19 protein-coding genes are annotated in these 20538 nt (G+C 70.4%); 14 read left to right on the top strand and 5 right to left on the bottom strand.

Annotated elements, in window-relative coordinates; translation table 11 throughout:
- Positions 1 to 126 precede the first annotated feature (126 nt).
- The 3 genes from gdhA (at position 127) to ACF1AL_RS34060 (ending at position 2927) form a co-directional block, all read left to right on the top strand.
- A complete protein-coding gene (gene gdhA / locus ACF1AL_RS34070; RefSeq protein ID WP_391777863.1) occupies positions 127 to 1485 on the top strand; it encodes an NADP-specific glutamate dehydrogenase in 1359 nt (452 codons plus the stop codon).
- Positions 1486 to 1844: 359 nt separating this feature from the next.
- Positions 1845 to 2378 (top strand): 2'-5' RNA ligase family protein, encoded by a 534-nt coding sequence (locus ACF1AL_RS34065; RefSeq protein WP_391777864.1) that lies wholly within the window; start codon positions 1845 to 1847, stop codon positions 2376 to 2378.
- Positions 2379 to 2504: 126 nt separating this feature from the next.
- Positions 2505 to 2927, top strand: a complete 423-nt coding sequence (locus ACF1AL_RS34060) for an SRPBCC family protein (protein WP_391777865.1) — start codon at positions 2505 to 2507, stop codon at positions 2925 to 2927.
- 102 nt (positions 2928 to 3029) lie between these two features.
- Here ACF1AL_RS34060 and ACF1AL_RS34055 read toward each other — a convergent pair whose 3' ends face one another.
- Positions 3030 to 3443 (bottom strand): ATP-binding protein, encoded by a 414-nt coding sequence (locus ACF1AL_RS34055; protein ID WP_391777866.1) that lies wholly within the window; start codon positions 3441 to 3443, stop codon positions 3030 to 3032.
- A gap of 381 nt (positions 3444 to 3824) precedes the next feature.
- Between ACF1AL_RS34055 and ACF1AL_RS34050 the strand changes: the two genes are divergently transcribed.
- From ACF1AL_RS34050 to ACF1AL_RS34035, 4 genes are all read left to right on the top strand, one after another.
- The gene (locus tag ACF1AL_RS34050; RefSeq protein ID WP_391828543.1) at positions 3825 to 5009 is read left to right on the top strand and encodes an AI-2E family transporter; all 1185 of its coding nucleotides are present in this window, start codon (positions 3825 to 3827) and stop codon (positions 5007 to 5009) included.
- A 476-nt stretch (positions 5010 to 5485) separates the two neighbouring features.
- A complete protein-coding gene (locus ACF1AL_RS34045) occupies positions 5486 to 5932 on the top strand; it encodes a hypothetical protein (protein ID WP_391699023.1) in 447 nt (148 codons plus the stop codon).
- Positions 5933 to 6302: 370 nt separating this feature from the next.
- Positions 6303 to 6959 (top strand): maleylpyruvate isomerase family mycothiol-dependent enzyme, encoded by a 657-nt coding sequence (locus ACF1AL_RS34040; RefSeq protein WP_391777867.1) that lies wholly within the window; start codon positions 6303 to 6305, stop codon positions 6957 to 6959.
- Between the two features lie 224 nt (positions 6960 to 7183).
- The gene (locus tag ACF1AL_RS34035) at positions 7184 to 9226 is read left to right on the top strand and encodes a hypothetical protein (RefSeq protein WP_391777868.1); all 2043 of its coding nucleotides are present in this window, start codon (positions 7184 to 7186) and stop codon (positions 9224 to 9226) included.
- Positions 9227 to 9544: 318 nt separating this feature from the next.
- Here the strand turns inward: ACF1AL_RS34035 and ACF1AL_RS34030 are convergent, their stop codons facing one another.
- A complete protein-coding gene (locus ACF1AL_RS34030) occupies positions 9545 to 10696 on the bottom strand; it encodes a glutathione-independent formaldehyde dehydrogenase (protein WP_366839592.1) in 1152 nt (383 codons plus the stop codon).
- 300 nt (positions 10697 to 10996) lie between these two features.
- On the bottom strand, positions 10997 to 11563 hold the full coding sequence (locus ACF1AL_RS34025) for a TetR/AcrR family transcriptional regulator (protein ID WP_366839516.1): 567 nt from the start codon (positions 11561 to 11563) through the stop codon (positions 10997 to 10999).
- Between the two features lie 147 nt (positions 11564 to 11710).
- Between ACF1AL_RS34025 and ACF1AL_RS34020 the strand changes: the two genes are divergently transcribed.
- On the top strand, positions 11711 to 13183 hold the full coding sequence (locus ACF1AL_RS34020) for an MFS transporter (RefSeq protein WP_391777869.1): 1473 nt from the start codon (positions 11711 to 11713) through the stop codon (positions 13181 to 13183).
- 294 nt (positions 13184 to 13477) lie between these two features.
- On the opposite strand, the gene ACF1AL_RS34015 is transcribed toward ACF1AL_RS34020, so the two are convergent.
- The gene (locus ACF1AL_RS34015; protein ID WP_391777870.1) at positions 13478 to 14494 is read right to left on the bottom strand and encodes a LacI family DNA-binding transcriptional regulator; all 1017 of its coding nucleotides are present in this window, start codon (positions 14492 to 14494) and stop codon (positions 13478 to 13480) included.
- 224 nt (positions 14495 to 14718) lie between these two features.
- On the opposite strand from ACF1AL_RS34015, the gene ACF1AL_RS34010 reads away from it, so the two are divergent.
- The 4 genes from ACF1AL_RS34010 to ACF1AL_RS33995 all read left to right on the top strand — a co-directional run bounded on the left by ACF1AL_RS34010 (position 14719) and on the right by ACF1AL_RS33995 (position 18493).
- The gene (locus tag ACF1AL_RS34010) at positions 14719 to 15684 is read left to right on the top strand and encodes a glycoside hydrolase family 6 protein (protein WP_391777871.1); all 966 of its coding nucleotides are present in this window, start codon (positions 14719 to 14721) and stop codon (positions 15682 to 15684) included.
- Between the two features lie 101 nt (positions 15685 to 15785).
- On the top strand, positions 15786 to 17060 hold the full coding sequence (locus ACF1AL_RS34005; RefSeq protein ID WP_391777872.1) for a glycoside hydrolase family 6 protein: 1275 nt from the start codon (positions 15786 to 15788) through the stop codon (positions 17058 to 17060).
- A gap of 274 nt (positions 17061 to 17334) precedes the next feature.
- A complete protein-coding gene (locus ACF1AL_RS34000) occupies positions 17335 to 17736 on the top strand; it encodes a hypothetical protein (RefSeq protein WP_391777873.1) in 402 nt (133 codons plus the stop codon).
- A gap of 202 nt (positions 17737 to 17938) precedes the next feature.
- Positions 17939 to 18493 carry a hypothetical protein gene (locus ACF1AL_RS33995; RefSeq protein ID WP_391777874.1) on the top strand — a complete coding sequence of 185 codons (555 nt, stop codon included), beginning with the start codon at positions 17939 to 17941 and terminating at the stop codon, positions 18491 to 18493.
- A gap of 160 nt (positions 18494 to 18653) precedes the next feature.
- On the opposite strand, the gene ACF1AL_RS33990 is transcribed toward ACF1AL_RS33995, so the two are convergent.
- Positions 18654 to 19112: a carboxymuconolactone decarboxylase family protein gene (locus tag ACF1AL_RS33990; RefSeq protein ID WP_391777875.1), complete on the bottom strand. Its 459-nt coding sequence runs from the start codon at positions 19110 to 19112 to the stop codon at positions 18654 to 18656.
- Between the two features lie 86 nt (positions 19113 to 19198).
- On the opposite strand from ACF1AL_RS33990, the gene ACF1AL_RS33985 reads away from it, so the two are divergent.
- Together ACF1AL_RS33985 and ACF1AL_RS33980 are read left to right on the top strand one after the other, a co-directional pair.
- A complete protein-coding gene (locus ACF1AL_RS33985) occupies positions 19199 to 20074 on the top strand; it encodes a sigma-70 family RNA polymerase sigma factor (RefSeq protein ID WP_391777876.1) in 876 nt (291 codons plus the stop codon).
- 106 nt (positions 20075 to 20180) lie between these two features.
- On the top strand, positions 20181 to 20495 hold the full coding sequence (locus tag ACF1AL_RS33980) for a hypothetical protein (protein WP_391777877.1): 315 nt from the start codon (positions 20181 to 20183) through the stop codon (positions 20493 to 20495).
- Positions 20496 to 20538: the final 43 nt, after the last annotated feature.

Raw genomic sequence — 20538 nt, 5'->3', positions numbered from 1 at the left:
GCCGTCACCGGGAGGTCAGTCTGCTGTGCGGACACGTCCCGGGGCGGCCCGTCCATCGCTCGGCAATGGCGCCGGGCGCCGAGCACCGGTCGCGTACCGGTGGCAGCTGTGCCAGAAAGGGACCGTGTGACGACCCGAGACGACAGCAAGACCCGGCTCGACGCCCTGCGCGTCGAGATCGAGCGGCGCAATCCTGCTCAGCCCGAGTTCCACCAAGCCGTGCTCGAGGTGCTCGACACCCTGGCGCCGGTATTGGCGGCACGGCCGGAGTACGCCGAGCCAGGCCTCATCGAGCGGCTGTGCGAGCCGGAGCGCCAGGTCATCTTCCGGGTGCCCTGGCAGGACGACCACGGCCGCGTGCACGTCAACCGAGGCTTCCGGGTGGAGTTCAACAGCGCGCTCGGACCGTACAAGGGCGGTCTGCGCTTCCACCCGTCGGTCAACCTCGGCATCATCAAGTTCCTCGGCTTCGAGCAGGTCTTCAAGAACGCGCTGACCGGTCTCGGCATCGGCGGCGGCAAGGGAGGCAGCGACTTCGACCCGCACGGACGCAGCGACGCGGAAGTCATGCGGTTCTGCCAGTCGTTCATGACGGAGCTGTACCGGCACATCGGCGAGCACACCGACGTGCCGGCCGGTGACATCGGCGTCGGCGGACGCGAGATCGGCTACCTGTTCGGGCAATACCGCCGCATCACCAACCGCTGGGAGGCTGGTGTCCTCACCGGCAAGGGAGCCGGCTGGGGCGGCTCGGCGATCCGGCCCGAGGCCACCGGCTACGGCAGTGTGCTGTTCGCGGCGGCCATGCTCCGCGAGCGCGGCGAGGACCTGGCGGGCCAGACGGCGGTCGTGTCCGGCTCCGGCAACGTCGCCATCTACACCGTCGAGAAGCTGCTCGCCCTCGGTGCCCATCCGCTGACCTGCTCGGACTCCACCGGGTACGTCGTCGACGACAAGGGCATCGACCTCGACCTGCTCAAGCAGGTCAAGGAGGTGGAACGCGGGCGGATCAGCGAGTACGCCGAACGGCGCGGGGCCTCCGCCCGGTTCGTGCCCGGAGGCCGCGTCTGGGAGGTGCCGGCCGACGTCGCGCTGCCGTCCGCCACCCAGAACGAGCTGGACGAGAACGACGCGGAGACGCTCGTACGCAACGGTGTGAAGGCGGTCGCCGAAGGCGCCAACATGCCCACCACGCCCGAGGCCGTCCACCTCTTCCAGCGTGCGGGCGTCGCTTTCGGCCCCGGCAAGGCCGCCAACGCGGGCGGCGTCGCCGTGAGCGCGCTGGAGATGGCGCAGAACCACGCGCGTACGGCGTGGTCGCCGGCCCGGGTGGAGGAGGAGCTGACGCACATCATGAACGACATCCACACCACCTGCCACGAGACCGCCGCACGCTACGGCGCCCCGGGCGACTACGTCACCGGCGCGAACATCGCGGGCTTCGAGCGGGTCGCCGACGCGATGCTCGCCCAGGGCGTCATCTGACGGCCGTCGCCGCGCGGGCGCAGGAGCGCGAGGAGCCATCGCTACGGCGTTGACCTCGCGTCCGTAGCGACGGGGTGCTTGTCCCGGCAGGCGCGTGGGGCACCGTCCGGTCCCACGCCGCCGAGGGCGACTTGATGCCGTCGACCCGCTCGCACCGCTGATCGTGCGCCGCCGGGTGGTGGACGGTGGCTCCTGGCCCACGGCTGGTCGACAGGACACAGGTACTCCAACTGCCCGCCGGCCGGCAGTGTGCCAGCTCGCCCGTGCGGCACGTGCGGCCATGGGCCCGTCACGCCGACAGCCGATCTGACGGTCAGCCGGACGCGGGACCGAAGGCCACGCGCCGGTAGGGTGCAGCCGTGCGCACGGTCGAGGTACTGCTGGACGAGGTGGCGGAGCAAGCGGTTCGGGAGGCCTGGCGGCGGCTCGCAGACGCGGGGCTGCCCAGTCAGGCTCGGCACCGCTCACCGACCAACAGTCCTCATCTCACCCTGGCCGCCTGCCCAGAGCTGACCACGCCGATCCGCTGGGAGCTCGCCGAAGTGGCCGCCATGCTGCCGCTGCCGGTGCGAGTCACCGGCGTGGTGCGCTTCGAGCGGCCCACCTCGGTGCTGGCCTGGGCGCTGGACCTCGATCGGGAGCTGGCCGCCGTGCACCGCAGGGTATGGGAAGCGGTGGTCTCGGAAAGCCGGTCCGGGACGTTGAACCCCTTTCACGCCCCGGAGCGTTGGAGTCCGCACATCACTCTCGGCCGCACCCGGCGAGCCGGCGCCTTCGCGGACCGGCGTATTCCCGCACTGCTGCCGGCGCCCCCGCTGTCGATCCGGCTCACCACGCTGCGCAGCTACGACACCGAGACCGGCGCCCTGGAGGTCCTCTCGCCCCCTCCATGAGCGCCCTGCGCCCTGCCCGACCGCGCGGACCGTACGAAGAGGTCTCGGCGTCCGGCGCTCCCGACGCCGTGGCGAGCGGTAGCGTGTGCAAGGCCAAGTCCCGCTCGACGTGGAGGTGTTCCGGCGATGCACTGGGTGACCCGCGTGGATGTCGAGGCCGCACCGGACACGCTGTGGAGGGTCGTCGCGGACGTGGAACGCTGGCCCGAGTTCCTCGCGACGATGCGGCACGTGGAGCGGCTCGGAGACGAGAAGCTCGGGCTGGGTTCACTGGTGCGCATCAGGCAACCACGGATGCCGGTGCTGACCTGGAAGGTCACCGAATGGACGCCCGGCCGGTCGTTCGCCTGGCAGTCCCGATCCGGCGGGGTGACGACGACCGCCAGCCACACCGTGACGCCCCGGGGCGACCACAGCACACTGACCCTGGGCATCGACCAGACCGGGCCGGCGGCCCCGCTCGTCGGCCTCCTGCTGGGCCGGCAGACACGGCGCTACGTCGAAGTGGAGGCGGCGAGCACCAAGCGTCGGGCCGAAAGCGTTGCCTGACGCCGGCCGCCGGGACGCGCCACGCGACGCGGACCCCGAGGCCGCACCACCTGGTTCGAGGCGGGGGCGGGACGGTGGTCTTCCGACGCTTTCGAAGAAGCCTCAGCGGTCCGAGTCCGACGGTTGGAAGCAGGCGATGACGGCCTTGCCGTGCGGACAGCGCCGAGCCTCCCAGCGGTCGGCGAGCGCCTCCATGAGCAGGATGCCCCGCCCACCGGGTTGCAGCCCGTCGGGCTCCCGGGGCGCCGGCAACACCGGCGAGGAGTCGTGCACCGCGATGTGCAGGGACTGGCTGTCCCACGACATCACCAGCTGCGCGGTGCTGTGCCCGTGCACATGCGCATTGGTGACCAGTTCCGACACGACCAGCAGCACGTCGTCGGTCGTGTCGGGGTGACGGCTCGTCCATCCCAGCTCGTCCAGATGGGACCGCGCCCAGTCACGTGCCGTCTTGACCTGGCTGTTGAGGGGCAACGAGCGGGCCCAGCCCACCGCGCGCAGCGAACGTCCGTCCATGTCTTCCTTACTCCTGCAGAGTCACGTGTCCAGTCGGCTACCCCGATACGGGCCCCTTACGTCGGAACCACCCCAGAGGTCGGAACCACCCCAGAGGCCAGGGGAGGTAAGTCACGTGCGGATGATCGTGCCCAGTCTGTGAGGTGCGAGAAGTCGTTGCTGGGCAGCCCGGAACCCGGTCGGCCGCCCGGGACGGGGCCCGGCCTGTGTCGGCGGTGCGACGCCGCCACGGCCCCCGTGAGGATCACGCTGTGTGACACCACCCGCAGGAGCCCACCGAGCGGGTGCCCCTCACGGCGTTGCAGTCCGCTCTCCGCTCCGATCGTGCATACGGTGCTCTGCGGGTGACCGGTCTCGCGGTGAACGAAAGAGGCGTACGGCGTGGTGGCGGAATCGGGTAGCGGGGCGGCCAGAGGGGGGCGCGGGGGCCGTGCGGGCGGCCGCACGGCGCTGGGCAGCCGCCCCGCGCGCTCCGTACGGCTCCCACCGCGCCGCCCGACCGGCGCGGCCGACGCGGCCGACAGCACCGGGCCCTGGCTCCGTTCCGCCGCCGCCCACGCCTGGCGGCTGATCCTCGTAGGCATCGTCGTCTACGGCCTCTTCGCGGTGCTGGGCCGATTCCAGCTCATCGCCGTGGCCCTGTTCCTGGCGCTGGTCATCACGGCGGTGCTGCGCCCGGCCACCGACCTGCTCGGCCGGTTCGTGCCCCGGCCGCTCGCCGTCGCCCTCGCGCTCGTCGGCAGCATCGTCGTACTGCTCGGGTTGTTCGCCCTTGTGGGCGACGCGGTGGCCAACGAGTCCTCGAAGCTGGCGGACGAATTCCGCAACGGTGTGCACCGCATCGAAGTGTGGCTGCAGCGGCCACCGTTCCGGCTGAGCCAGCAGAAACTGTCCGACCTGCAGGACCAGATCGTCCACTATCTCTCCGCCCATCGGGCGGGGCTTCTCAGCAGTGCGGTCAGCGGCATCAGCCGCGCCGTCGAGTTCGTCACGACGGGCGCGCTCGCGCTCTTCGCCTCGGTCTTCTTCCTGCACTCTGGCGAACGGCTGTGGAGCTGGTCGCGCGACGAGGTGGTGCCCGGACGTGCCCGGCCGGCGTGGGACCGGGCGGGCCGGGCAGCCTGGCGGGCCTTCGCCGGGTACACGCGGGGCATCATCATCGTGGCCGCCACCAACGCCGTACTCGTCGGGATCGCCCTGCTGGTCCTCGAGGTGCCGCTGGCCCTGCCGCTGGCGCTGCTGGAGTTCTTCGCCGCCTTCGTACCGCTGGTCGGCTCGCCGGTAGCGCTCGGCGTGGCCACGGTGGTGGCACTGGCCGGGCGTGGCCCGGTCATCGCCCTCGTCGTGCTGGCGCTCATCGTGATCGTCGGCCAGCTGGAAGGGCACGTCCTGCATCCCCTGGTGATGAGCTGGGCGGTCCGCCTCCACCCGCTCGTCGTGGCCGTGTCCGTCCTCGCGGGCGGCACCGTGGCAGGCGTCATCGGCGCGGTAGTGGCGGTGCCCTTCGTCTCGGTCGCCTGGGCGGTGTTCCGGGCCCTACGGCCGGGACCGCCTCCGGCACGCTGACGGGCCTGCGGAGAGGCAGCCTCCGACATGGCGTCCCGCGGCTCGTGGGCATCAAGGCCATCACCCGAGCGGTGGCCACGCTGAAGAAGCTCGATGTGGGCAGACCGGCCGAAGTTCAAGTGCTGCCCGGACTCCTCCTGGCAGTCGGCCGGCCCCGAGCGCCCCCGGCGACGGCTGCGTCGGTTCACTGCTCTAGTCTTCGCCTGCCGCAAGGACATCCACAGATCATTTCCCAGGGGGGGACCATGGCGACACCGTCACCGAACCACCATCCGTACTCGGCACCACCGGCTCAGCCCGCGTCCGTACCGCTTCCAGGGCCCGCAGGAACCAGCTCGCGGTGTTGCCGGTTCTGCGGGGGGACGCCCGCTGTCGAGGCCACGATCCGGGGGCACCAGGGCTTTGTGGTCATCATGCGGTTCCGGGAGGTGCGGGGGCCGTTCTGCCGTGTCTGCGGTATCGCGGTACATCGTGAGATGACCGCCAAGACGCTGTGGCAGGGCTGGTGGGGCATCGCCTCCCTCGTCATCGCTCCGGTCACACTGCTCTCCAACCTTGTCGCTCGTACGCGATTCGGTCGGATGACGCCTCCCATCAACTGCGTGCAGCCTCCGCTGGATGCCGGCAAGCCGGTGATCCGGCGTGCGGGAGCCCTGGGCATCGTCGCGCCGTTGCTCATGGTCGGTGCGATCGCGATCGGTGTGGAACTGGACGACAGCGCCCGCACGGCGAGTGTCGGAGATTGCGTGAGCGCCCGCGGCGCCGAAGTCACGGTCGTCGACTGCGGATCAGCCGAGGCTGAGTTCAAGGTCGCGGAGCGGTACGAGGGAAGTGATGCGCGTTGCGATCGCAGCCTCTTCGACGAGTACGACGAGTCCTCAGGGGGAGGCCGCTTCACTCTGTGCCTCACTCCGCTTCCCTAAGCCTTGACCGGCCGACCACGTGAGTGGTCCGCGCCCGGGTCGTTGATGCGGCCAAGGAGCGGGCGATCCGGCAGATGCCGAGTGGGAACGGCTGCGGCCGTTCCCGCCGCCAGCAACAGGCGTTGTGGCCGGCGGCCACCCGGGTTCGACGGCTCAAGATCACTTCGGTGACCCAAGCGCCTATGGTCTCGCCGCCGTCCTCCGCCCGCTGCAAGGACCACGCGAAGGCGGCCGTCTTCACATCGGAGCCCTCAACCTCGGCGAGCGCGGCCGACAGGCGAGGCGAGGAGGAACCGCCACACCGGCGCGCGATGAGTTTGGGCGGCGGCAGGGGTCTGACGGAGAACACCTGATCTTTGGAGGGCGCCCGATGGCCGAAGGACACGTTCTGGACACGCGGAAAGCTCTGGAGCGGGCGATCCATGTCGAGCGGATGGCGCTCGCTCAGGATCTCGCCGAGCTCAGCGAGGCCCAATGGGCGAAAGCATCACTGTGTGAACGCTGGACGGTGGAGGAGGCGGTGGCCCATCTGACGGCGGGTGCCAGCACGACTATGTGGCGCTGGCTGCTGAGTATGACGACCGCGCGGTTCGACTCCGACCTGCACAACGATCGACAGCTCGCAAAGCACCGGGGTTCTACACCGGAAGAGACCTTGCGCCGGTTTCGCGAAGTGGTCGCAGGGCCCGCCGGGCCGTCAGGACACACCGCGGCCTGGCTGGGTGAAGTAGTGGTCCACGGCGAGGACATTCGTCGGCCGCTGGGCCTTGTGCGGACACCTCCGGTGGCCACCACGACCGCCGTGGCCCGGTTCTACGCAAGCCGCAATTTCACCGTCGCGAGCAACACTGCGATCGAAGGCTTGCGGGTCGAGGCCACAGACGGACCGTTCAGCACCGGCTCGGGGGACTTGCTGCGCGGGCCGACCCTGTCGCTGGTCATGGCGATGGCAGGCCGAGCAGCAGCGTGCGAGGACCTCGAGGGGGACGGTGCGGCAGTCCTGCGCGCCCGACTGCGCTCAGCTTGAAAAGCAACCCCAACTTGGTGTTCGATCGCGCCAGAGACACCCCGGCCGGCACTTCCCCGCCCCTCTGCCGCACCCAGTACCCCGATACACCGACTTAAGGTGGCCCAGCAGTAGCTGCTGGACACGAAAGATCGGCCAGGTGGGCAACCAGATCCTGGGGTGCGTCCCGTGAGTGGATGTCAGGATGTCAGTCGGTCGACGTGCGAGGGAATGACGGGGTGGCAGTGACGGGGACTTCGGTCGATGCGGTGGACGCGGTGGACTGGAGCCGGTTCTGCACGGGCGTGCCGGAGCACCATCCCGTCGACGAGGTTCCGCGGGCGCTGTGCCGCCTGGTCAGGCGAGGCCCGGCGGCGACGGAGGAGGACTGCCACCCGCTGTACTCCTGCCTGTTCGCTCCGGCAGGCGGGCTGCCGTCGGTCGCGGCCGCGGCCCTGCCGTTCCTCACGGCGCTCGCATGCGACCCTGCCAACGGCGCACGAGTCACCCTCGTCGAACTGCTTGGCGCCCTCAACGATGCGGCGCGCGAGGCCGGTGAACAGAGCACCCACGGAGCGTGGCAGAAGGAGTGGCGGCGTCAGGGCAACAAGATCACAGCGCTCCTCGCGGACCCTGTGCCCGGGGTCCGGCGGGCCGCCCTCCACCTCGCGGACGACGACACGCTGCTTCAGCGGTGGCACGCCGAGACGGACCCGGTCGTACGCCTGCCCCTCCTGCTGACACTGGGCACCCGTGCCGCGACGACGGCCGGCGCTCCCGAGACCGGGGCGTCCGGCGGCCGGTTCCGGTTCGCCGGCGCGGTGCAAGCGGTGCTGAGCCGGGTGGTGCGGGACGACGAGCCGGTGATGAAGGTGGCGGCCGTGATCGCGCGGGCTTCCCTCGACCGCGACGCACCTCTGCAGCATGTGGACCTGTTGCTGGACGTCCTCACCAATCCGGCCGTTCGGCCCCGTTTCGAGCGGATATGGTGGCTGCCGAGCGTCGACATCCCCTTCACGCGTGACGATGTCGCCGCATGGGTGTCCGGTCTCCTCGACCACGTCCCCCCGTACGCCCTGTCGTTCGTGACCCGGCTGGCCGAAGCGGCGGAACGCACCGCGGACGACGGACTCCGCCGAGTCGTCCTGGACGAGGCGTGGCGGCACCTGGTGCTACGGCGTTCCGCGGCACCGACGGTGCTGCCCCTCGCGGCACGGTTGCTGGACTGTGCCGACGACTGCGTGCGGCTCAAAGCCGCCCACCTCCTCGCCATGCTCGCGCCCGACAGCGGCCGGCATGCCGACCGCCTGGCGGCACTGCTCGACGATCCCGGGATCGACGAAATCTCCTGGATCGAGGGGACAGCCGGCGACTTCGCACGCTGGGCCCTGGTCCGGCTGGGCGACCCCCGAGGCCTCCCCGGCCTGGTCGAGTCGCTGTGCGCTCCCCATCGGGAGCAGTTCGCACGCAGCTGGGTGGCGGGCGATCCGCGCCTGCCGGAGATGCACGAAGTCCTCGCGCCGCTGCGTGAGCACGCCGACGTCCTGTTGCCCGCGCTGCTGGAGGAGGCGCGGCAGGACCACGAGCGGCACGGCGACCACGGTGAGATCATGGGCACCTTGCTGCGCGTCGCCGAGGAGTGGGGGCCCGACGCCATGGCCGTGCTCCCGGTGGTCCTGCCGCTCCTGAAGGACACGCGGTACTCGTTGCGCGTGGTCGACGTGCTGGTGGCGATGGGCCCCGGTGCCGCCTCAACGGCATCCGCCGTGCGCGACGCGGTCGTCCTCGACCATCCGGGCAACCACCACAGGATCGCCTGGGCCGCGTGGCGCATCGCGGGAGGTGACGACGGCACCGCCCTGCGACTTCTGGGCGAGGCGCTGGACGACGAGCAGGCGTCACCGTACGGACCGGTCCGTCTTCTGTCCGACTTCGGCCCCGCGGCGGCGGCGCACGCCGCACGGGTGCGTGAGGTCATGGAGAACACCGAGTACGGGAGGGCGACGGCGGCGGTCGCTCTGTGGGCGATCACCGGTGACCCGGGTCCCAGCCTGGCGGTATTGGAGCAGGCCGTTGTGCGCTTCACCGGGGACGACGACCGCTACGGCGTCCTGGCCGAGGCACTCCGCGGGTTCCTACACATCGGCACGGTCACTCCGACCGCACGGCGGGCACTGCGGCTCGTCGAGGCCCGCGATCTCCGGCTCTCCCACTACCGGGACTACCGGGCCATCCTCGACGACCAGGAACTTCGCTCCGCCATCGCCGCGGTGATCGCGCTCCCGTGACCGTCCTGGCTGCGCCGTACCGGTCAGCCCGAGCTCTGACCACCAGGAGATCATCGGCCTTGCTCGCGGTGACTCACCTCGTGTCCTCCACGAGCTCGCCACGCCGTCATCGGCGCGTGCGTCGACATCGACCCTCACCAGTCCGAGACCTCGCCTGGGCGCGATTACCGCCTCGCGCTCGTCCGGTACGTCACCCAGTGACCGTTCGGCACGTTGCGGAGTGGGGCGGAGGCTCGCGGGCCTGCGCACCGGCCACGGCCGGTGCGCAGGCTTCGTCCTTCCTGGCGAGTTTGTCTCCTTGTCGCGCTCACCTCCCGGTCAGGCGGCGAGGGCGTGGCCGGGGTGCAGCACCACCTTGGTGTAACCCTCGATCCGCTTGTCGAACTTCTCGTAGGCCTGCGGAGCGTCCTCCAGTGGCAACTCGTGGGAGACCACGAAGCTCGGCTTGGCCCGCCCGGCCATGATCAGGTCGCGCAACTGCCGGTTGTAGCGTTTGACGTTGCACTGACCGGTGCCCATCTGCTGGCCCTTCTCGAACATCTTGCCGATGGATACCAGCAGTTGGCCCTGCTTGGCGTGCTCGTCGGGGCCGCCCGGGTCGGACGGTACGTAGAGACCCGGTATGCCGAGCATGCCGGTGGGCCGGACGGTCATGACCAGTTCGTTGAGGACGATGGCGGGCTCCTCGTGGCTCGTGTCGTGCGCCTGGGCCTGATAGCCGACGGCGTCCACGCCCTTGTCCGTTCCTTCTCCTCCCGTCTGTTCCTTGATCTGCTCGGCAGGGTCGCCCTGGGTGAAGTCGATCGGAATGGCGCCGATCTCCTCCGCCTTGGCGAGCCGCTCGGGCACCCGGTCCACGGAGAACACCTTCGACGCTCCGCGCAGCAGCGCGGAGTAGGCTGCCATCAGGCCCACCGGCCCGGCACCGAAGACGGCCACGCTCTCGCCGGGGGAGACCTGTGCGAGTTCGCAACCGTGGTACCCGGTCGGGAAGATGTCGGCCAGCAGCACGAAGTCCGTCTCGTAGTCGTCGCCCGGTGGCAGCTTCAGGCAGTTGAAGTCGGCGAACGGCACCCGCAGCAGTTCGGCCTGCCCGCCCGTGTAGGGGCCCATGGCCACATAGCCGTAGGCTCCGCCGGCGAAGCCCGGATTCACCGTGAGGCAGAACCCCGTCTTCCCGGCGAGGCAGTTCTTGCAGAAGCCGCAGGCCACATTGAACGGCATGACCACGCGGTCACCCGGCGACAGGGTGGCCACACCGCTGCCGACCTCCTCCACGATGCCGAGGTTCTCGTGCCCGAACACGATCCCGGCCTCGGCTGCGGTACGGCCCTCGTACATGTGCAGGTCGGATCCGCAGATCGCCGTCGACGTGACCCGTACCAGTACGTCGTTCGGGTGCTGGATCTGTGGATCGTCGACGTCCCTGATCGTCACGCTGAAGGGCTTTTCGTAGACGACGGCCTTCACCACGACCACCTCCGCTGCTTGCGCTGAACGATGGCGGCAGAGACCAGCCAGTGACGGGGACGCGACGAAAAGCGTCGATCCTCCTTCCGTTCATGCGGCTTTCCGACCGTGGCCCCCTGTGCCCCACCGCCGGTAATCTCAGCAAACGTCCGCACGGCCGGGCTTGCAACCCGGCTGTTGAAAGTGCACTTCACGCACGCTGAGCACGCGCCCCCCAGCCGCGGGGCCGGTGCGGGTCGGCTTCGGGGAGCCGTACGGGACGCTGCTCCCATCCCGCCGATCAGGTCGAGTCGGTCGAGGTCACAGCAGCCGGTCGACCAGCCCGTCGACGTAGTCCGGTGTGAGTGGGCCCATGCCGAACAGGACGCGGACGTACATCGGAGCCATCACATGGTCCAGCACGTCGAACGCGTCGGGTGCGTGCTCGCCGCGTTCGCGGGCGCGATCGAGCATGGACTGCAGTTGCCGGGCGCGTTCGGCGAGGAGGTCGTCACGCGCCTGCAGCCCCCGCTGACCGGTGTGCGACAGGGCGACCGACAGGCGCAGCAAGGCCAGACCGTCGGGTCCGGTGATCTCGCGGGCCACATTGGCCGCGTAAGCACGCAGGTCACCGGCCAGGCTGCCGGTGTCGGGCATCGGCGACCGCGCGTTGAGGCGGGTGAGGGCCACGTCGGTGAGCAGGGTCTCCAGGTTGCCCCAGCGGCGGTAGATGCTGCTGTCGGCCACGCCCGCGCGGGCTGCGACCTCGCCGACGGTGAAGTTGCCGTAGCCGCGCTCGTTGATCAGGTCGGTGACGGCCTGGTGCACGTCCGCGGCGACTCGGGCGCTGCGCCCGCCGGGCCGTCGGGCTCGCTGTCGCTCGTTCACGCCCCCCACCTTAACGCAGCTGGGCCTTGCGTTAGGGGGAAGCCCCACCCTACAGTCGCCTAACGCAGTCACTGGCTGCGTTAGAGCGTCCCGGGGGCGGCCGCGTCGGCCGTGGCGAGGCGCACCTGACGAGGGAGAGGAATCCTCATGGCGGCATCGCCCGCTGCCTCAGGCAGTCGACCGAGCCGTGCCGTGCTGCTCACGGTGACCTGCTCGGGTCAGTTCATGGTGCTGCTCGACAACACGATCGTCGGAGCCGCGCTGCCCGACATGCAGCACCGGCTGCACACTCAGCTGACCGGTCTGCAATGGATCGTCGACGCGTACGTGCTGCTGGTGGCCATGCTGTTGCTGTCCGGCGGCGTCTTCGCCGACCGGTTCGGCCGCAAGCGGGTGTACCTGACCGGCGTGGCGGTGTTCACCGTCGCATCGGTGCTGTGCAGTCTCGCGCCCTCGCTCGGCTGGTTGATCGCCGGCCGGGTGCTGCAGGGTGTCGGCGCCGCGGCGCTGAGCCCCGCCTCGCTGGCCCTGCTCGCCGCTGCCTTTCCCGTGCCGCAAGAGCGCATCAGAGCCATCGGGCTGTGGGCCGGATTCAGCGGAATCGGTCTGGCCGCGGGCCCGGTGGCCGGCGGCGTGCTGACGGACGCCTTCGGGTGGCCCGCCATCTTCCTGGTCAATCTGCCCGTCGGTGTGATCCTGCTGCTGGTCGGTCTGCGCAGCCTCGAAGAGACCCGCAATCCGAGCGCCCCCGCGATCGATGCCCCGGGGACGGTGCTGTCCGTCCTGGGGGTGGGAGCGCTGACCTACGGGCTGATCGAGGGAGGTGCCCGCGGCTGGACGTCGCCCGTGATCCTGGTGAGTTTCACCGCCGCGGTGTTCCTCCTCGCCGCCTTCAACGCCGTGGAAGCCCGCCGTTCCGCTCCGATGCTGCCGCCGCGGCTGTTCCGGCAACGACTGTTCACCGTGTCCAACACCGCCATGGTCGTGGTGGGATTCGCGCTCATGGGCTCGTCGTTCTTCTTCTCCCAGTTCTTCGTCTACGTCCAGGGCAGCACGATCCTGCGCGCCGGCCTGCAGACCCTGCCGACAACCCTCGCCATGGTGATCGTCAGCCCGTACGCGGGGCGGCTCGCCGCCCGGTACGGCTTCCGGAGCGTGGTCACCGTCGGCCTGGCCGTGGCCGGCCCCGGGCTGCTGGCGCTGGGCATGGTGCACGCAGACACCGGCTACGGGAACGTGTGGTGGCGGCTGGCCGTCATCGGCATCGGATTCGCCCTGACCATGTCACCCCTCACAGGCGCCGCCATCCAGGCAGTCGACCCGCACGAAGGCGGCCTCGCCTCGGGCATCAGCAGCACCACTCGGCAGATCGGTGCGGTGCTCGGCGTGGCGGTACTCGGCGCCGTCGTCCGCGCCCGGCAATCAGGCGGCGCCACCTTCGCGTCCGGCCTCGACAGCGCCTTCCTCGTCGCCGGTGCCATCACATCGGCCACCGCCCTGTTCACCGGCCTCTGGCTGGCGAGCTCCAGGACCGCGGAAGGCGCCGCGACGCGGCAGCCTTCCACCGATCAACAGGCGGCGGCACCCACCTCGAACGAGGCATCCGCGAAGAGCCGTTGACGGCGCCACGGACATGCGCCGGGGGAGTCCGGCCGGGGGATCCGAGCGGCGAATGCTGCGCGGCGGCAACGACCAGGCCCTGATCGGCCCCGCTTGCCGGTTTCACTGCCTCTGCCAGGGCCGCGTGCCGACGACAACTCGGGGTCCCGTGGCTGGAGACTCGTCCTCCTCACCCACACCCGCTCGACTTGCCGTCAGACGGCGGCACTCCGACTCCAGCCCGAGGCCCGCCCGGCCGTCGCGCACGGGCGTGAACGACCAGACGGGGCCCCGGCTCGGGATCCGCCCTGGCCGTCACGCACTCGCTCGAACGACCAAGCGGGTCGGCAGGATCAGTGGCGTGGGGTCCTGACCGTCGAGGAGCGCCACCAGCATGCGGGCCATCTCCCGGCCCAGCGCCTCTATCGGCTGATGAACGGTGGTGAGCGGCGGGTCGGCGATCTGCGCGGCGGTCAGGTCGTCGAAGCCGACAACGGCGACGTCGGCGGGGACCTGCCGGCCGGCCTTCCGCAGCGTGCGCAGCGCGCCCGCGGCCATGTTGTCGCTGGCGGCGAACACACCGTCCACGTCTGGGCGCTTCTCCAGCACTGCGGCCATCGCGGCGGCCCCACTGGTCTCGGTGAAGTCCCCCTCCTGGGGCGGCAACGGCTCCAGGCCGGCGGCGAGCATGGCGTCCCGGTAACCCTGGTACCGAGCGCGCCCGGCCTCGGTGTCCAGCCGCCCGCAGAGCGCGGCCACACGAGTACGGCCACGGGAGACCAGATGTTCGGTCGCCTCGCGGGCCCCGCCGACGTTGTCGACGTCGACGTACCACCGGGGCGCCGAGCCGATCGGGCGTCCGCCGAACACGACGGGCATCCGCGCCTCCTCCTCGGCGATCCGTGTCAGGGGATCCTCCTCGCGCAGCGCCATCAGCATGACGCCGTCGGCACCCCTGGATCGCAGGAGTTCCGCCACCCGCTTGCGGCCCCGCTCGGAGGCGGCGAGACAGAGCATCAGGTGCAGGTCGGCCTCCTCCAGAGCCGCCGACGCCCCCACGATCACCTGGCCGAAGAACGGGTCGGCGAAGATGGCCGGGTCCTCTCCCGAGACGACCAGGGCGGCGGCACCCGTATGCCGCGTGGCCAGAGCGCGGGCGGCCGGGTTGGGGACGTAACCGAGTTGCCGGACGGCCCGTTCGACGGCCTCGCGTTTGGCGCGGCTGACGTGCGGGGCGTTGTTGAGGGCGCGGGAAGCCACGGAACGGGAGACACCGGCGCGTTCGGCCACCTCGTCGAGCGTCGGCTGCCGACGCGGCGCATCTTCTGCCATGAACCCGGAGTCTTCCACAGGGCCGGGAACCGGCGGTCACCTGCCCCCTGGTAGCGCTTCCAGTCCACTGTCGCTCCCAAGTCCTCTTCGGTCCTCCAAGCCCAACGCCGCCTCACCTATTGACACTTAAACCAGCCCGCCCCACGATTGGGACCGCTTCCAGTGGGAGCGCTCCCAAAGCTCCCCGTCCCCCAACTCCCGTGCCAGGAAACCGAGGTCCTGTGATGAGCCGCAGACTCCGCACCCTGGTGGCAGCGCTCTGCGCCCTGCCGCTGGCGCTCGCCGCCGCGCCCTCCGCACACGCGGCCGACCCCACCACCATGACGAGCGGGTTCTACGTGGACCCGGACTCCACCGCCAAGAGGTGGGTGGCGGCCAACCCCGGCGACGGCCGGGCCTCCGCGATCAACGCCGCCATCGCCAACACCCCGATGGCCCACTGGTTCGGCTCCTGGAGCGGGACCATCGGCACCGCGACGGGGGCCTATGCGGGAGCCGCGGACCGCGCCGACAAGCTGCCCGTCCTCGTCGCCTACAACGTCTACAACCGCGACTACTGCGGCGGGCACTCGGCGGGCGGTGCCTCCTCGCCGTCCGCCTACGCCAGTTGGATCGCCCAGTTCGCGGGCGGTATAGCGAGCCGCCCGGCGGTCGTGGTCCTGGAACCGGACTCCCTCGCGGACTACGGCTGTATGACCCAGGCCCAGATCGACGAACGCGAGGCCATGCTCACCGGCGCCCTCGCCGAGTTCAACCGCCAGGCACCCAACACCTGGGTCTACATGGACGCCGGCAACCCCGGCTGGGCCGGCGCGGCGACCATGGCCCGGCGGCTGCACGAGGCGGGCCTCCGCCAGGCCCACGGCTTCTCGCTCAACGTCTCCAACTACTTCACCACCGCCGAGAACATCGCCTTCGGCAACGCCATCAACGCGGAACTCAGCGCCCGCTACGGCTACACCAAGCCGTTCGTCGTCGACACCAGCCGCAACGGCAACGGCTCCAACGGCCAGTGGTGCAACCCCGCAGGCCGCCGTATCGGCACCCCCACCCAGCGGGGCGGCGGCGCCGAGATGCTGCTGTGGATCAAGACACCGGGGGAGTCCGACGGCAACTGCGGCGTCGGGACCGGCTCCACGGCCGGACAGTTCCTCCCCGAGGTGGCCTACAAGATGATCTACGGCTACTGATCCGGGTCCACCACCGCCGTCACCGGCGCATCGGCATGCCGCGGGCGGCGGATGTCTGTCTCCACCCCCTCATCGACCAGGAAGCAGCCAAGGAAGCAGCCATGCAACCACGCACCCCACGGCGCCGCGCGGCCGCCGTCATAGCGGCCCTCACCGCGTTCAGCGCGCTCACCGCACTCGGCACGACACAGGCGCAGGCCACCACCCCCACGCAGAACGTGGTCACCCCGGCGACGAAGTTCTACGTGGACCCGCACAGCAAGGCCGCACAACAGGCACTCGCGGACGCCAGGAACGGCGACATCGAGAACGCCGTGAACATGGCCAAGCTCGCGAGCTGGCCGCAGGCCGAGTGGTTCACCGAGGGCACGCCCGACGAAGTGCGCGCCAAGGTCGGCAAGCTAGTCCACCGGGCGCGGGCCGTGGGCCGTACGCCCGTGCTGATCGCCTACAACATCCCGGGGCGGGACTGCACGCAGTACTCCAGCGGCGGTGCCGCGTCCTCCGCCGCGTACCGGCAGTGGATCGACGCGTTCGCCGCCGGGATCGGCACCGACAAGGCGGTGGTCGTCGTCGAACCCGACGGCGCGGCCCTCCTCCCCAAGGACTGCGGGCCGGCCACGGACCCGACCGGCGAACTCACGGCCGCCCGGATCGCCGACCTCGCCTACGCCGTGAAGACCCTGAAGACCAAGCCCCGCACCGCGGTCTACCTCGACGCGGGGAACGTCCAGTGGCGTCCCGTCGGCGACATGGCCCAGCGGCTGCTGGACGCCGGGGTCCGCGACGGTGACGGCTTCGCCCTGAACGTGTCCAACACCCACCCCACCGACCACAACGCCAGATACGGCACCTGGATCTCGAAGTGCATGTGGTTCGCCACCGAGAAGGGTGGCCCCGCCGACTCGTGCGCCGGCCAGTACTACTCGGCGGCCGCCCCCAACGACGGCGCCCCCGGCAACGCGGTCTCCTCCACCGACCCCACGACCTGGCACTGGACCGACGCCTGGTTCGACCAGCACGTGGGCACCCCGCCCACCGACGCGCTGCGTCACTTCGTGATCGACACCAGCCGCAACGGCCTGGGCGCCTGGACGCCGCCACCGGGCAAGTACACCGGAGATCCTGAGGCCTGGTGCAACGCGCCCGGCCGGGGCCTCGGCCCGCGCCCCACCGCCGACACCGGCGTCCCGCTCGTCGACGCCTACCTGTGGCTCAAGATCCCCGGCGAGTCCGACGGCAGCTGCACGCGCAACACCGGCGGCACCATCGACCCCGAGTACGGCATCGTCGACCCGCCGGCCGGTGTCTGGTGGCCCGACCAGGCCCACACCCTGGCCCGCAACGCGGCACCACGCCTGACGTTCAACCGCTGAGCCGGCTTCGGGCCGTCCGCCGGCTCTCCGAACCCGGCGCGGGCAGCCACGGGGAAGACCGGAACTGGTAAGGGCGCCCCAGGAGACAGGGCGGCGCGTCGCCGTCGACCCGCAGGCATTCCGCCCACCGGCCAGGTGGGGCCCTGTCTGCGCCACGAACCAGAGAAGCGCGGCCCGCCCACCCCGCACCACCCTCCTCGGCGATGCGGGGTGGGCGGGGCCGCTGCCCGCAACGGCCGGGGGCGTGTCGAGCGGGCCGCGTACCCTGGGCTCCGTGCCCCGTCATCCGAACAGGCCCCGTCGGCTGATTGCCGACGGGCGCACGTATCTGTGGACGCTCCGTCACAGCCACAGCGTGACGGACAACAGCCGATCATGCCGCGAGACCCTCACGCTGCACGCGCAGCCGGCCGGCACGGGTGGCACCCTGCGCATCGTCTTCACCGAGGGGCCGGGCAGATACGTCCCGGGCGGGGCACCACTGGGCTCTGGAGACGTGGGACATGTCCGCGGTGCCTCCTTGAACCTGCACGAACCCGGCGCCGTCCGAGCCCTGCTCGACGCGGCGTTGGCGTCGGGGTGGCAGCCGGAGGGGCGACGGGTCGTGGAGATCGACGGTTGGTTGCTGCTGGGAGAAGCAGCCGCCGCCCGGGCCGCAGCCACGGAAGGCCATTGAGACGGGGCAGACCGGACCGGTCAGCGGCCACGTGCGGCCACGCCGTCAAAGTCGGCGCCTGAGAAGCGGACTCAGTGCTCCGGCGGACGGACCTCCGTTCCGCCGTGTGGCGGAGGCGGACGCGACTGGCGAACGATGCCTGCGAGCCCTGGCGTTGACGACGATCAGTGGGTATCCCAACGCCCTCCGATCGGAGCCCCGCATGCTGAACAGGACCCTGCGCGCCACCGCCCTTCTCGCCGTGATGGTTGCCGTCGCAGCGCCCGTCGCCGTTGCCGCGCCCGCCCCGTCTTCGCCGACTGCACGGGAGACCGTCACGGTCTCCTCCCTCAAGGGCGACGCGCGCATGGACTACCCCATGACGGATCAGGTGGTGCGGGTGTCGGTCGATGCCCGAGCCGTGTACAGCGTGGGCAGCACCCCGCAGCGCTCCTGGGGCACCTTCCGCATCTCGCACGCCCAGGACGGCAAGCTCTACTGGGGGGAATTCGCGGTCGACTGCCTCACGACTGGCGGCCCCACGGCCACCGTCACGGGCCGTCTGGTCCGCACCAGCCCTGGCCACCCGTGGCTGACCATGCTGGACCCGCACACCCGCATGGGCGTGAGCTTCTTCGTCCCGGAGAAGGGCCAGGCCCGAATCGGACTCTCAGGAGCCACCAAGAAGGGTGAGCCCCTGCTCACGAAGTGCATGGCACCCGCCGCCGACGCGAAGGTCGTCGACGGCGGTTACACCCTGCGCGACCGCAAGGGCTGAGCAACCTTGGCGAGGGCCGGCCGATGGCGCACAAAACAGCGGAGAGAGGATCGATCGAGCGTCGTGGCGCGGCCGAGCAGCCATACGCGGGTTTGCGCCGGCCCGGCCTCGCAGCTCTCACCCACTGGCGAAGCCTCGGTGGGTGAGAGTTACGCCGGGCTCAGCCCCAGGTCTTGCCGGCCGGTTCCTTGATGGTGCGGTTGATCCGGTTGAAGAAGTTGGTCAGTGCGATCTCCAGGTTGATCGCTCCGATCTGTTCCTCGGTGAAGTGGGCGTTGGTCTCTTCCCAGATCTCGTCGGTGACGCCCGGTGCGCCGTCCTGCAGCCGGGTGGCGCCCTCGGCCAGCGCCAGTGCCGCGCGCTCCGCGTCGGTGTAGAACGGCGCCTCACGCCACGCCGCGACGTTGTGCAGCCGCTCGTCGGTGTCACCGGCTTTCTTCCCACCGGCAGCACTGGCGTAGACGCACGCCGAGCAGCCGTTGATCTGGCTGGCACGCAGGTGGACCAGCGCGAGCAGCTTCGGGTCGACACCGCCGGCGGTGATCGCCTTCTGCAGGTGCCGGATCGCGGTCCACACATCGGTGTTGTTCGTGTTCTTGTTCTTGAGCCGGTTCTCCATGGGGGAGTGCTCTCCTTCATCGGGTTACGTTGCGGCGCTTGTGCGCGTCATCCCTATGACGGAGCAGCTTCCACGGAGGTAACAACATGTCCGGCACCCATCCGAAAGACCCGATCACCGATGCCTTCGAATCCCACCGTGACCGGCTGCGCGCCGTCGCCCACCGCATGCTCGGATCACATGCCGACGCGGAAGACGTGGTCCAGGAGGCGTGGCTGCGTCTCTCCCGGCAAGACACCGACACCATCGACAATCTGGGCGGCTGGCTGACCACCGTGGTCGGCCGCATCAGCCTCGATGTCCTGCGGTCGGGCCGGACCCGGCCAGAAGTCTCCTACGACGACCGGCTACCCGAATTCACCGTGACGCTCGACGACGCTCCCGCTCCCGATGACCTCGCGGTACTCGGAGACACCGTCGGCCTGGCGCTGCTCACGGTCCACGACTCGCTGCGCCCTGACGAACGACTGGCGTTCGTGCTGCACGACGTCTTCGCCGTGCCCTTCACGGAGATCGCCACCATTCTCGGCAAATCCGCCGACGCGACCAAAATGCTCGCCAGCCGCGCCCGCAGGAAAGTCCGGGCCGCCCAGCGGCCGGAAAGCGCCGGTCGACAACAACGCGAGGTCGTGCAAGCCTTCCTGGCGGCAGCCCGCGACGGCCACTTCGAGCAGCTGCTGCAGGTTCTGCATCCGGAGGTGAAGTTCACAGTCCACACCTCGAACGGCACGTTCGTCACGCTCGGGGCGACGGAAGTCGCCACCCGCGCGCGCGTGGCCGGCAGCGCGGCACGAGGACATGCGGCAATCGTCAACGGCCGCCCCGGCGTCATCTCCTGGGACCGGGACGGCACCCCCCTCTCCCTCCTCGTCTTCACCGTCGCCGACGGCCACATCACCGAGATCACCGCTGTGGTCGACCCGGACGAACTCGCACACATGGACCTGCCGGCCCCGAGGTGACTCCCTGTCGGCGAAGGCCTTGCGCGCGCGAAGTGTCCACGCCCGGCCCGCGAAGGCGTTGAGCTCAGCCTCCAACGCCATAGGGCCGGATGCCTATCCTTCTGACGTGGCGAACTGGTGGGGTTCTGCGGTGAATGCGTTGTGGGCTCTGGACCGGCTGCTGGGAGGGCAGCGACGTCCGACTCCGTTCCAGAAGTGGGTGGGGCGACACCCGATCAAAGCCGGTACGTGGGTCGGCGTGGCGGTCGCGCTCTTCTCCACGGTCTTCTTCTTGATGGTCTCCGACGAGGCGGAGCCGGAGGACGTCGTCGTCGCGGCGCTCTTCGGGCTGGTCCTGGGACTCCTCTTCGGCCTGACAGCTGCATCGGAGCGGCTCCGACAGCGCAGGCTCAAGCGTCTAGGGATAGGGGACGGATCGTAGTCCCGGCCTGAGACTGCCTGTGCAGGAACGCGTCGGACGGGTG

The organism is Streptomyces sp. NPDC014801, assembly GCF_043082085.1.
In the GTDB taxonomy this organism is placed as follows: Bacteria; Actinomycetota; Actinomycetes; order Streptomycetales; family Streptomycetaceae; genus Streptomyces.
Note: the sequence above shows the minus strand (reverse complement) of the source record. Positions and strands in the feature narration are given on the sequence as shown.